Origin of the sequence: uncultured Microbacterium sp. (genome assembly GCF_913776565.1) — a bacterium.
Lineage (GTDB): Bacteria > Actinomycetota > Actinomycetes > Actinomycetales > Microbacteriaceae > Microbacterium.
Window position 1 is genome coordinate 1 of the sequence record NZ_CAJYPF010000199.1, and the last position, 12,409, is coordinate 12,409.

General features: G+C 71.6%; 10 protein-coding genes. 5 read left to right on the forward strand and 5 right to left on the reverse strand.

The features are described 5' to 3' along the window. Positions 1-1,291: FAD-dependent oxidoreductase (locus QZ433_RS11165; RefSeq protein WP_295783322.1), on the reverse strand; the 1,291-nt coding region annotated here is incomplete at its 3' end. A 119-nt stretch (positions 1,292-1,410) separates the two neighbouring features. Between QZ433_RS11165 and QZ433_RS11170 the strand changes: the two genes are divergently transcribed. The 4 genes from QZ433_RS11170 to QZ433_RS11185 all read left to right on the forward strand — a co-directional run bounded on the left by QZ433_RS11170 (position 1,411) and on the right by QZ433_RS11185 (position 5,965). Next, positions 1,411-2,079 (forward strand): TetR/AcrR family transcriptional regulator, encoded by a 669-nt coding sequence (locus QZ433_RS11170; RefSeq protein ID WP_108319754.1) that lies wholly within the window; start codon positions 1,411-1,413, stop codon positions 2,077-2,079. A 185-nt stretch (positions 2,080-2,264) separates the two neighbouring features. After that, complete coding sequence (locus QZ433_RS11175) at positions 2,265-3,506, forward strand: acyl-CoA dehydrogenase family protein (RefSeq protein WP_295783337.1); 1,242 nt, start codon at positions 2,265-2,267, stop codon at positions 3,504-3,506. A 237-nt stretch (positions 3,507-3,743) separates the two neighbouring features. Further along, positions 3,744-4,916 (forward strand): AI-2E family transporter, encoded by a 1,173-nt coding sequence (locus QZ433_RS11180; RefSeq protein ID WP_295783341.1) that lies wholly within the window; start codon positions 3,744-3,746, stop codon positions 4,914-4,916. A gap of 5 nt (positions 4,917-4,921) precedes the next feature. Next, entirely contained in the window at positions 4,922-5,965 is a 1,044-nt protein-coding gene (locus tag QZ433_RS11185) for an ATP-dependent DNA ligase (RefSeq protein ID WP_295783344.1), read from the forward strand. A gap of 146 nt (positions 5,966-6,111) precedes the next feature. Here QZ433_RS11185 and ligD read toward each other — a convergent pair whose 3' ends face one another. Continuing rightward, a complete protein-coding gene (ligD, locus tag QZ433_RS11190; protein WP_295783345.1) occupies positions 6,112-7,137 on the reverse strand; it encodes a non-homologous end-joining DNA ligase in 1,026 nt (341 codons plus the stop codon). Between the two features lie 209 nt (positions 7,138-7,346). Here ligD and QZ433_RS11195 point away from each other — a divergent pair, with 209 nt between their 5' ends. Next, positions 7,347-7,973 (forward strand): DUF1684 domain-containing protein, encoded by a 627-nt coding sequence (locus tag QZ433_RS11195; RefSeq protein WP_295783347.1) that lies wholly within the window; start codon positions 7,347-7,349, stop codon positions 7,971-7,973. A gap of 284 nt (positions 7,974-8,257) precedes the next feature. Here QZ433_RS11195 and QZ433_RS11200 read toward each other — a convergent pair whose 3' ends face one another. From QZ433_RS11200 to QZ433_RS11210, 3 genes are all read right to left on the reverse strand, one after another. Then, positions 8,258-9,355, reverse strand: a complete 1,098-nt coding sequence (locus QZ433_RS11200; RefSeq protein ID WP_295783350.1) for an SseB family protein — start codon at positions 9,353-9,355, stop codon at positions 8,258-8,260. A gap of 49 nt (positions 9,356-9,404) precedes the next feature. Continuing rightward, positions 9,405-11,834 carry an ATP-dependent helicase gene (locus tag QZ433_RS11205; protein ID WP_295783352.1) on the reverse strand — a complete coding sequence of 810 codons (2,430 nt, stop codon included), beginning with the start codon at positions 11,832-11,834 and terminating at the stop codon, positions 9,405-9,407. 93 nt (positions 11,835-11,927) lie between these two features. Further along, positions 11,928-12,409, reverse strand: a 482-nt coding sequence (locus QZ433_RS11210) for a general stress protein (RefSeq protein WP_366761926.1), incomplete at its 5' end; no start/stop codon positions are given.

Below are 12,409 nucleotides of genomic sequence, written 5' to 3' on the forward strand. Positions count from 1 at the left end.
GCGCGACGACACCGGCCCCCTCGGCGGGACGCTTCACGGGCGCCGGAGCGGCAGCGGCGAGCGCACCCGCGGCCACCCCCGCCCGCCGGGTCGCCTCGCCGATCCCCCGGCCGAGATCGGCGGGCACTGTCAGTCGCGTACCGATGGTGCGCATCCATTCCGGGCGCTTCGCCCGCGCGACGCCGCGGATCTCGTCGCTCAGGCGCATCGCCGCGGCCGGCGCGTTCGTCATGCCCCAGCCGGCGTATCCGGTCGCGAAGCGCAGGCGGCCGAGGCCCCGCGGCATCCCCCCGACGAAGGGGACCAGGTTGTGCGACTGGTAGTCCTGCCCCGACCACCGGGCGATCTCGGCTCCTACGGGCAGCGTCCGGCGCGCCCACGCGGCCAGCCCCTCGGCGAGCGCGACCTCGGACCGCGCCGAACCGACGGGATGCCGCGCCCCGGTCACGATCAACGCCGGATGCCCGAGCGACGACGGCGCGGCGACGACGCTGCGTCCCTCGGCGCCGACCTCGCTCCACATGCCGCCGGGGGCCTCGGCATCCCCCTCCCGCTCGAAGGCGATCGCCCACGAGCGCAGGGCGCGGGTCTTGAGGTCGTACAGGCCGCGGCGGGTGATCGGCGTGCCCGTGGCGAGCACGACCGTGTCGCCGAGCAGCGGCCCGTGAGTCGTCTCGACGCGACCGGTGGGAAGAGCGTGCACGTCGGTGACGCGCACACCGGTGTGCAGCACCGCGCCCGCGGCGACGGCGGTGCGGGCGAGTGTCGACAGCAGCGCGGTCGGGTCGAGGGCGAGCTGATCGTCGAGGGCGATCGCGCGGACCGGGGTGCGACCGCCCAAGTCGCCCGGATCGTCGGTGCGGACGTCGAGCCCGGCCTCGCGCGCGGCGTCGCGGACGGCGTCGAGCGCGGGATCGGTGGCCAGCCCCCGGCCGAAGGTGAACGCCGTGCGGCGGTCGGCCGTCGCTCCCGCGCGCGCGGCGAGCCAGTCCAGACCGGCGCGGTTGGCATCCACGTAGGCGCGCACGAGCGACGCGGGGTGGTGACGGCGCAGCGACGCCAGGGTCGTCCCCTGCAGAAGGGATGCCATCCCCACCGACGTGCCGGACGCGCCGCTGCCCACCTCGCCCGCCTCGACCACGGCGACATCGACGCCCGCCTCGGCGAGCATGACCGCTGTCGAAAGTCCCGTCAGGCCGGCGCCGACGATGACGACGTCGTGGTGCGCGCCCGCCTCGAACGGGGTGGTGTCGACGGACGGGTGGTCGCGGGTCCACAGCGGGGAGGTCATGCGTCCATCCCACCGCGGGGATCCGTGCCGTGGCATCCGGTTGCCCCGTCGGTCACGATCGTCTACCGGAGCGAGCGGATCGCCCTCGTCACGGGCGTCGGCGTCGATAGGCTCTGCTCGTGACCGACAGCGCCGCCCCCTCCAGCCGCACGGCGGTGGTGGCCGCCGCGATCGACCTGTTCGTGCAGCACGGCTACGACCAGACCTCGGTCGAGCAGATCGCGCAGGCCGCGGGGGTGTCGCGGTCGACGTTCTTCCGGCAGTTCGGCGGCAAAGAAGACGTCGTCTTCGCCGACCACGAGGTGCTGCTCGCCGAGACGCGCGCGTTCCTGTCGCAGCCGCACGACGATCCGTGGGCCGCGGTGTGCGAGGCGTCGGTGCGGGTGTTCCGCCACTTCGCCGCGGACCCCGAGCTCGCCCGCCGCCGGTACAAGATCGTGCGCGAGATCCCGGGCCTGCGCGACCGCGAGATCGTCACGGTGTTCCGCTACGAACGCCTCTTCGACGAGTACCTGCGCGAGGCACTTCCCGGCCTGGATCCCCTGGATGCCGTCGGCTTCGCCGCCCTCGTCACCGCCGTGCACAATCACGTGCTGCGCCGGCTGATGCGCGGTGCCCGGGTGCCGGCATCCGTTCTGCGACGCGCCCTCGACGACGCCCTGCGCCGCTACGGCGTGCACCCCGGCGGAGACGCCGCGGCCGGAGACGACCTGATCGTCGCCGCCTTCCCGCGGCGGATGCCGGCCGCCGAGGTCACGCGCCGCCTGCGCGCCTCGCTCGGCGAGTAGCCCCGGGGCGCCTGCGCGCACGCCCCCGCCACTGCCGTCGAGTGTCCACGACGCGCCGCTGTCGGAGGGGTGCGCGCGGCGTTTCGTGGACACTCGAGCGCGTTCGCGGGCGGCATCCGGGGATCCGCCCCCGCCGCATGCCGAGAGCGTGACACCGAGTACCACTATGCGCGATACTGGGAACCATGACCATCGACGCCGACGCCCGCGCGCTCCCCGGCGAGCGCATCGCCCACTACGACCTGCTGGGCCGCCGCGACACCGACTACTACGCGGTGTTCGCCGACATCCCCGACGCCGACCGCGCGATCTGGGACCGCGCCAAGGCGTTCGCCGACGAGGTCGGCACCCGCATGCAGGGTGAGTGGGATGCCGCGACCTACCCCGTCGAACTGCTGCAGCGCATGGGCGAGCTCGAGCTGTTCACCGACGGCATCGAGCACGACGAGCTGCCGTACACCTCGCCGCTCGCCGCGGGCCTGGTCAACATGGAGATCTCGCGCCACGACGGCTCGCTCGCCACGGCTCTCGCCGTGCAGGGCGGCCTCGCGCTGCGCACGCTCGCCTTCTACGGCTCCCCCGCGCAGCGCGAGCGGTGGCTGCAACCGCTCGCCGACGGCACCGTCCCCGGGGCCTTCGCCCTGACCGAGCCCGACCACGGCTCGGACTCCGTCTCGCTCGAGACCACCGCGACGCGCACCGCCGAGGGCTGGTCGCTCAGCGGGACGAAGAAGTGGATCGGCAACGGCGCATCCGGCGGCATCACCTTCGTGTGGGCGCGCGTCGAGAACGAGGGCGGCGACGATCACGGGAACGTCCGCTGCTTCCTCGTCGAGCAGGACACCCCGGGCTACGTGGGCACCGTCATCACCGGGAAGGTGTCGCTGCGCGGCATCCACCAGGCCCACATCGCGATGGACGACGTGCGCCTGCCCGAAGACGCCGTGCTGCCGGGAACGCACACTTTCAAAGACGCCTCGGTCGTGCTGTTCGCCACCCGTTCGGGTGTCGCCTGGTCGGCCCTGGGCCACGCGACGGCCTGCTACGAGATCGCCCGCACCTACGCCACCGAGCGCACGCAGTTCGGTAAGCCGCTCGCGAAGTTCCAGATGGTGCAGGAACGTCTGACGCAGATGCTCGACGAACTGACCGCGATGCAGCTGTACTGCCGCCGTCTCGCCGACCTCGAGACCACCGGCGGGCTGCGACCCACCCAGGCCTCGCTCGCGAAGTACCACAACACCCGCGCCGCGCGCCGCGTCGCGCAGATCGCGCGCGATCTGCTGGGCGGCAACGGCATCCTGCTCGAGAACGGCGTCATGCAGCACATGGCCGACATCGAGGCGATCCACACGTACGAGGGGACCGAGAGCGTCCAGGCGCTTCTACTCGGCCGCGACATCACCGGTATGAGCGCGTTCGTCTGATCCCGGGATGCCCCGCGGTTCGGCGTGGGGTCGGCCCCGGCGCGGGGGCGTCGAGGCGCCTCTCGTGCCGAAACCGTACGCGATGGCCGAGACCGCCCGCGATCGACGACCAAAGCGTGCGGTTTCGGTATCGGCGTGCGGTCTCGAGGGGAGGCGGCCGTGCTCGGGGGCTAATCCGCGGGAGCGCGGGGCGCAAGCCGCGCGGGCCATGTCGGACCCTGCCGCTACGGTGAGCGCATGGGCCTGTTCTCTCGCCATCCTGCTCCTCGTCGTGCGGTCGAAGCCGTCGCCGAGGCCATCCAGCCGCCGCCGAAGAGCCTCTGGGCCGACGGCTTCGGCCGCTTGGCCATCCGCGCCGTGCAGATCATCATCGTCGTGGTGCTCGTCGCGGGACTGATCTGGGGTATCCGGCAGGTCTCGCTCGTCATCATCCCGCTCGTCCTCGCGCTGATCTTCGCGTCGGCCTTCGGCCCGTTCACCATGTGGATGCGACGCAAGGGCATGCCCGCCGTGCTCGCGACGGTGCTGACGCTGCTCGCGGTGGTCCTCGTGCTGAGTGCGCTCGGGTGGCTCGTCGTCAACGCGGTGATCAACCAGTGGGACACCCTGAGCACGCAGGCCGTCGAGGGCTTCCAGAAGGCCCAGGACTGGTACCACACCCTCCCGTTCGCCATCTCCCCCGACCAGATCGATCAGGCCGTGCAGGGCATCACCGACTTCGTCACGAGCGCTCAGTTCGGCAGCGGCGCCCTGGCCGGGGTCAGCGCCGTCGCGTCGTTCCTGACCGGCTTCGTCCTGATGGTCGTCATCCTGTTCTTCTTCCTCAAAGACGGTCCCCGCATGTGGGAGTTCGTCCTGCGCCCCTTCCGCGGCAGCGACTACGAGCGCGGCCGCCGCATCGGCGACAAAACGGTGACCGTGCTCGGTGCGTACATCCGCGGCACGGCCTCGGTCGCCGCGGTCGACGCCATCGGCATCGGCATCGGCCTCGCGATCCTGCAGGTGCCCCTGGCGCTGCCGCTCGCGGTACTGGTGTTCCTGCTCGCGTTCATCCCGATCGTCGGAGCGGTGACCGCCGGCATCCTGGCCGCCCTCGTGGCACTCGTCACGAACGGCTGGGTCGTTGCGCTGATCGTCGTCGGCATCGTCGTGCTCGTGAACCAGCTCGAGGGCAACTTCCTGCAGCCGGTGCTCATGGGCCGCTCCATGAAGCTGCACTCGTTCGTGGTCCTGGTCGTGCTCGCCGGAGGAACCGCGATCGGCGGCATTCTGGGCACCCTGCTCGCGGTGCCGCTCACCGCGGTCGTGTGGGGCATCATCACCGTGTGGAACGGTCCCGACAAGCCGGCCGAGTGGGCCCGGCGTAAGAAGCGTTCGAACCCGGTGCCCCTCGCGGGCGACGAGAGCTGACGACCGTGCCGCACGACATCCCCGCACCGATGCTGGCGAAGTCGGTCCCCGGGGTCCCCGACCACTCCAAGGTCGACGGCGGCTTCGGCTACGAGCCGAAGTGGGACGGCTTCCGCGCGCTGGTGTCGTGGGACGGCGCGGACGTCGAGATCGGCAGCCGGGGTGCGAAGCCCCTCACCCGGTACTTCCCCGAACTCGTCGAGGCGTTCGCCCGGCTGCTGCCCGAACCCTGCCTCATCGACGGTGAGGTCGTCGTGGCGCGCGGCGAAGCAGGAGCTCAGCGGCTCGACTGGGAGTCGCTGTCGCAGCGCATCCACCCTGCGGCATCCCGAGTGAACATGCTCGCCGAAGAGACCCCGGCGATGTTCATCGCCTTCGACCTCCTCGCCCGCGGAGATCGCGACCTCCAGGGTGAGCCCTTCTCGGAGCGTCGCGCCCAGCTCGAAGACCTGCTCGGCGACGTTCCCCACCCGGTGCACGTCACGCGTACGACCGACGATCCCGACCTCGCACGCCGCTGGCTCGCCGAGTTCGAGGGCGCCGGCCTCGACGGCGTGATCGCCAAACCGCTCGCGCAGCCCTACGCGCCGAACAAGCGCACGATGTTCAAGATCAAGCACGCGCGCACCGCCGACGTCGTTCTTCTCGGCTATCGCATCCACAAATCGGGCGAGGGCGTGGGTTCCCTGCTGCTCGGACTCTACGACGACGACGGCCGCCTGCACGGCGTCGGGGGCGCGTCCGCCTTCACCGACAAGCGCCGCCGCGAACTGATCGACGAACTCGAACCGTACGTCGAGCGCGACGACGACGGCGCCGCCGTCACCGGCGAGACCGACCGCTCGCGCTTCTCGGCGTCGAAGGACGTGTCCTTCGTGCGCCTGCGCCCCGAGCGCGTGCTCGAGGTGCGCTACGACCAGCTCGAGGGCATGCGGTTCCGTCACACCGTGCAGTTCGATCGCTGGCGCCCCGACCGCGACGCCCGCTCCTGCACCTTCTCGCAGCTCGAGACGGTCGCCTCCTACGACCTCGGTGACGTCCTGGACTGATCGCCCGGGTGGCACCGGGGTCAGGGGCGCTCGCACGGACCGTCGTCCCGGCATCGCGCGCGCGGGTTGACGGCGCGCGCCACCCCAGCAGGAGAGCCATCGCTCCCCGGCGACCGACCCATCCCCGCCCGCCCCGAACCTCGGGGCTACGACGCCGGGTTCTTCGCGCGCGACGGCTGCACGCGCGGCGGCTCCCCCGGCATCTTCGGGAACTCCGGCGGGAACGGCAGCTCCCCCAGCCCGTTCTCGACGTCGCGCTGCCACCACTCCAACAGCGTGTCGATACGTCCGGGTCGGGCGGCGAACCCCTCCCACGGATCGCCGACGGATGCCAGCCGCTCGGGCACCGAACGCACCGTGAACGCGAGCGGGTCGAGGCCGTCGAGCTCGTCCCAGACGACCGGGGTCGACACGGTCGCGGTCGGCAGGGCCCGCGGCGAATACGCCCCCGCCATGGTGCGATCGCGGTTCGCCTGATTGAAGTCGACGAAGATGCGCTGCCCGCGCTCCTCTTTCCACCAGCTGGTGGTGACGGCATCCGGCATCCGCCTCTCGAGTTCCCTCGCCGCCGCGATCACCGCGTGCCGCACGTCGAGGAACTCGTGCGTCGGCTCGATCGGGCAGAACACGTGCAGGCCGCGGTTGCCGCTGGTCTTGATCCACGCCTCCAGGCCCGCCTCGCGCAGCACCGCCCGCAGCGCGTGCGCCGCGGTGACCGCCTCGGCGATGCCGGTGCCGGGTTGGGGGTCGAGGTCGATACGCAGCTCGACCGGGTGGTCGGCATCCGTCGCGAGGGATGCCCACGGGTGGAACACGATCGTGTTCATCTGCGCGGCCCACACCGCCGATGCGATCTCGCCGAGGAAGAGCTGCGGATGCCGCCGCCCGCTGTTGTACGTGACCGTGACCGCCTCGACGAAGGCCGGGGCACCTTTCGGCGGGTTCTTGGAGAAGAACGCCTCGCCCCCGACGCCCTCGGGGAAGCGCTCGAGCGAGACCGGCCGATGCCCGTTCGCCGCGATGAAGGGATCGGCGACGGCGATGAGGTACTCCGCGAGCTCGCGCTTGGTGATGCCCACCTCCGGCCACAGCACCCGGTCGGGGTTCGAGATGCCCACCTCGCGCTCGCCCTCGGGGCCCGGCACGGTCAGCGTGATGCGGGGGGATGCCATTCCCCGACGCTAACGCTCCGCCGCCGCCGTGTCTGCCCCCGTTGCGCGGCGCACACGACGCCCCGCCCCCGTTGCACCACGCCCCCTGCGTCCGAGCGTGACCCGACGCCCCCGCGGGCTTCACTGCGCGGGCATTCGTCCGGTCGGGGCTCGGTCCGCGTCGTGTCCAGCCCGGTCCCCCGCCCGCCCCCGCCGCCTACGGTGGAGGCATGACCACCGCTGCCGCCCGCACCGCCCTGGACATCGCCGACTGGCGCCGTCGCGTCTTCGCGCTGTACGACGCGGTCCGCGAGGCCGACGACCCCGAAGAGGCCCACGAGCTGTGGCGCATCGAGCGGGACGCCCTCTTCGCGGACCACCCGGCGACGCCCCTCCTGCCCGAACAGCGCGAGGGCTTCGTGGGTCTTCCGCTGGCCCCGTACGACGCGGCGTGGCGGTTCGAGGTCGAACTGCTCGACGCCGACGAGGCGTCGTTCGTGGCCACGACCGGCACGGACGGCGAGGTCGGCTTCGAGCGCATCGGGCGCGTCGAGCTGCCCGACACGGGCTCCCTCGACGTGTGGCGGCTCACGTCGTACGGCGGCGGGCTGTTCGTGCCGGTTCGGGATGCCGCAGCCGGCCGCCCGGGCGGCACCTACGGCGGGGGCCGCTACCTGCTCGACACGATCAAGGGCGCCGACCTCGGCCGGGGCTCCACGCCGAACTCCCTGGTCATCGACTTCAACTTCGCGTACAACCCCTCGTGCGCATACGACCCCATGTGGGCGTGCCCGCTCGCCCCGGCGGGCAACGTGCTGCCGGTCGCCGTCCCCGTCGGCGAGCTGTACGGCGTCTGACGCGCGCGCCGGCCGCCGTCCCCCTCGCGGCAGCTTGATGCCCGGGTGGCGTCAGGCCGAGGAGCGTGCCCGCTGCCGAGTGGCGCGCGCGAAACTCCTGAGAGAAGCGGGTCGACACGACCGCAAGGGCGAAGAAGGCGGCCAGCGCGCCCGAAACCCAGGAGTTTCGCACACGTCGTGACGGCGACGTAGGACAGCTGCCCGCGCGACACGCGCACCCGTGATCGCCGCGACACACGACAGCGGCCGCCGCGAGAACGCGACGGCCGCCGGGTCGATCGAGGTCAGGCGGTCGGCGCGGGGGCGTCGTCGGCCAGGGCGATCACGGGGGCGAGTTCGTCGCGCGTGAGGCGGATCCACGGTCCGGCCGGATCGATCAGGATGCCGGTCAGCCCGGCATCCACCGCGAGAGCCTTCGCGAGCTGCGCCTTGGCGATGGGCAGCGGCTGGTCGCCACGCCCGAGGGCCAGGAGTTCGAGCGGGTGCGTGAAGACCTCGAGGAAGCGCTCGCCCGCCGCCGAGCGCGACTCGGCGACGCCGACGGGGCCGCCCTCTTCGGTGCGTGCGACGGCGATCCACATGGGCGCGTCCGCGACGATGGCGTCGACGACCACGCCGGCCGTCTCGTCGGTGCGCGTCTCGCACAGCGCGGTCTTGATCCGCAGCTCGGGGTCGGCCTCGGCCAACATCCGCTCGAGCAGAGCCTTGGGCAGCACGGCGCGCCCGTCGGCCGCGGCAGGGTTGAGCACGACACCGCCGTAGGGGCCGCTGAGCACGTGACGCAGAAGCGCCATGATCGGCTGGCCCATCGCCGAGGTGTCACGGTCGCCGTCGGCCTCGACGCTGGCGCGCAGGGCCATGCCGCCGCTGTAGGCGAGGACGAGCTGCTCATCGCCGTTGTTCGCGACGGCGAGGGGAAGGTCCTTTCCCTCGGCCAGCAGCGCGCGGGCGTCGCCCTTGACGCGCAGGAAGACGTGGCCCTGCAGCAGCTGTCGGGCGACGTTCAGCAGCTGAGCGGGTTCGGCCGGTCCCGAGATCTCGGCGAGAGCGTTGCCGAGCAGGACGTTGTCGCGGAGGCCCGGGACGGTCTCGGGAGCCTCGGGGGCTTCCATGGCGCCGGGCTGACGGGCCGAGGGGCGCGCGGACACACCCGGGGTGGACTCGGCCGCGGGGGTTTCGGGGCCGGCGCCGACGCCGCGGAAGGACGACATCGAGATGCCGACCGTCGGCGTCGTCTCGGCCGGAGCCGGGGTGGGGGCCGAAGCGGCGTCACTCGGGCCGGAGGGGTCGACGGGCTGTTCGCCCGGTTCGATCGCGGAATCGGGCCGGGAGACCGATGCGTCGTCGGAGTCGGAATTCTTGCGGCGCGAGAAAAGAGCCATTGGGCAAGCCTATCCGGGCGGTCCGCCACGGCGGCCGTGACGGCGCGCCCTACAGCTTGCTGATCGGCGCGATCTTGACGAGCAGCTTCTTGGGCCCGACCGTGTCGAACCGCACGTGGGCGACGCGCTTCGCACCCTCGCCCGTGACGGCGTCGACTCGTCCCTCGCCGAAATCGTCGTGTCGGATGCGGTCACCGGCGGCGAGCTGCATGTCGCCGTTGTCGCGGACCTTGGCGGGGATGCGATTGGGGAACTTGCTGGGGTCCGCGGGAGCGCGCTTGGGCAGCGGCACGAGGTCGTCGCCGTAGCGATTGCCGCCCGGCTGGCCGGGACGGCGCCCCCGCGCGTTCAGCGCCCGGGACTGCGAGCCCCCGCGCCCGTTGACGTCGCCCGGCGACTGGCGCCAGTCGATGAGATCGGCGGGGATCTCTTGCAGGAACCGGCTCGGCATGGCCACCGTGACCTCGCCGAACTGAGCGCGGGTCATCGCGAGCGACACGTGCAGCCGTTTTCGCGCGCGAGTGATGCCGACGTAGAACAGCCGCCGCTCCTCTTGCGGGCCGCCGGGCTCGTTGGCCGAGATGCGGTGCGGCAGAAGGTCTTCTTCGACGCCGGTGAGGAACACGGCGTCGTACTCGAGGCCCTTCGCGGTGTGCAGGGTCATCAGCGACACCGACCCGGACGCGTCGTCGAGGTCGTCGGCATCCGCCACGAGGGTCACCTCGGTGAGGAAGTCGATGATGGTTCCCTCGGGGTTGTTGCGCGCGAACTCGCGGGTGACCGCGACGAGCTCGTCGAGGTTCTCGAGGCGCGCTTCGTCCTGCGGGTCTTTGCTCGCGCGCAGCGCGTCGAAGTACCCGCTCTTGTTGAGCAGAAGCGTGAGCCCCTCGGTCACCGAGGTGGAGGGAGCGAGTTCTCCGGATGCCGGGAGCATGATCGCGGTGGCCTCGGTCAGCACGGCGTCGAGCTGATCGATGGCCTTCTGCAGCTTGGGCCCCACGCCGATCTGCGCGGAGTTGGCGAGCGCATCGCGGAAGGTGATGTCGTGCTCAGCCGCGTAGCGCGCGATCGCGGTCTCGGTGACGTCGCCGATGCCGCGACGGGGCCGGTTGAGGATGCGGCGCACCGCCATGCCGTCGGCGGGGTTGGCGACGGCGATCAGGTAGGCGAGGGCGTCCTTGATCTCGGCGCGCTCGTAGAACTTGGTGCCGCCCATGATCTTGTAGGGCACCGCCGAGCGGATGAAGATCTCTTCGAGCGCACGGGACTGAGAGTTGGTGCGGTAGAACACCGCGACTCCCGAGTACGGCAGGCCCTTCTTGTGCAGCGCCTCGATCTCGTCGGCGACGAACTGCGCCTCGTCGTGCTGCGAGTAGCCGGTGAAGCCGATGATGGGATCGCCCGCACCGACATCGGTCCAGAGCTTCTTGTCTTTGCGGTCGAAGTTGTTCGCGATGACGGCGTTGGCCGCCGACAGGATGTTCTGCGTCGAGCGGTAGTTCTGCTCGAGCAGAACGACCTTGGCACCCGGGTAGTCGCGCTCGAACTCGCTGATGTTGCGGATGTCGGCGCCGCGGAAGGCGTAGATCGACTGGTCGGAGTCGCCGACGACGGTGAGGGACGCGGCATCGTCGGCGGCCGGCTCGGCGTCGAAGATCATCATCCCGCCGGACGAGAAGGGCTCGGCGTCGGATCCGACCGGCCGCGTCAGCTCGTGGATGAGCGCGTACTGCGCGTGGTTGGTGTCCTGGTACTCGTCGACGAGGATGTGCCGGAACCGCTTGCGGTAGACGTCGGCCACGTGCGGGAAGGCGCGGAACAGATAGACCGTCTGCGCGATGAGGTCGTCGAAGTCGAAGGCGTTCGCCCGCTGCAGCTCGCGCTGATACGACGAGAAGATCTCGACGAAGACGCGCTCGGCGGGGTCGCTCATGTTGGCGGACCGCGCGTAGGACTCGGCGTCGGCGAGCTCGTTCTTGAGCTTGGAGATGCGGCTCTGCGTTCCGGCCGGCGTGAGGCCGAACGAGTCGCCCTCGTGCTCTTTGACCAGGCGCTTGATGAGCGCACGCGAATCGCCCGAGTCGTAGATCGTGAACGATTTGGTGAAGCCGAACTGCTCGGCCTCGCGCCGGAGGATGCGCACGCACGCGGAGTGGAACGTCGAGATCCACATGCCGTCGGCCTTCTGCCCGATCAGCTGATGCACGCGCTCGCGCATCTCGCCCGCGGCCTTGTTGGTGAAGGTGATCGCGAGGATCTGGCTGGGGTAGGCCTCGCGCGTGCGCAGCAGCGAAGCGATGCGGCGCGTGAGCACGCTGGTCTTGCCCGACCCGGCACCCGCGACGATGAGCAACGCCTGCCCGCGATAGGTGACGGCCTCGCGCTGGGGGCCGTTCAGCCCCTGCAGGAGGTCGGCGTCGGGGCGGGCGTCCGACGGTGCGGGACCGCCGACGATGAGAGGCGTGGAGGCGTCGGTCATGGCGGGGTCAAGTCTAAGCGGGGCCTCCGACATCGGCCCCGCCGACTCCGACCGCCGCCGCCGCGCGCCGCCCGCGCCGCGCGGGCGCCCGGGTCACACGCGGTCTTCGCCCGCCGCCCCCGCCGACAGCAGCGACTGCGCCCGCGCCAGGTGGTCGGCATCCACCGTCACGTCCCAGCGCTCGGCCTCGAAGCCCTGCACCGACGAGAAGTCACGACGACCGCCGGTGAAGGCGTGGCCCGCGAAGCCGAACACGGCGCCCCACACCGCACCGAGCACGAGGCCGAGCAGCAGCAGTCCGAGGAATCCGCCCGGGCTCAGCAGACCGACGATCACGCCGATCATCAGACCGAACCACGCACCCGACGCGGCGCCGAGGCCGGCCGCGCGTCCCTTGGTGAGCCGGCCGGTCACCTGCTCGACGATGCGGACGTCGTGACCCACGATGGCGGTGTGCTCCACGGGGAAGCCCGCGTCCGACAGGCGGTCGACGGCGGCCTGCGCCCCCGTGTAGTCGGTGAAGCTGGACAGCACGCGGCGTTCCGGCGTGGCGCGGGTGACGTCGGTCATGGGGG

Coding starts and splice junctions, on each gene's coding strand:
- QZ433_RS11205 (WP_295783352.1), bottom strand. CDS start 11,834: ATGACCGACGCCTCCACGCCTCTCATCGTCGGCGGTCCCGCACCGTCG.
- QZ433_RS11195 (WP_295783347.1), top strand. CDS start 7,347: ATGACCACCGCTGCCGCCCGCACCGCCCTGGACATCGCCGACTGGCGC.
- QZ433_RS11175 (WP_295783337.1), top strand. CDS start 2,265: ATGACCATCGACGCCGACGCCCGCGCGCTCCCCGGCGAGCGCATCGCC.
- QZ433_RS11200 (WP_295783350.1), bottom strand. CDS start 9,355: ATGGCTCTTTTCTCGCGCCGCAAGAATTCCGACTCCGACGACGCATCG.
- QZ433_RS11180 (WP_295783341.1), top strand. CDS start 3,744: ATGGGCCTGTTCTCTCGCCATCCTGCTCCTCGTCGTGCGGTCGAAGCC.
- ligD (WP_295783345.1), bottom strand. CDS start 7,137: ATGGCATCCCCCCGCATCACGCTGACCGTGCCGGGCCCCGAGGGCGAG.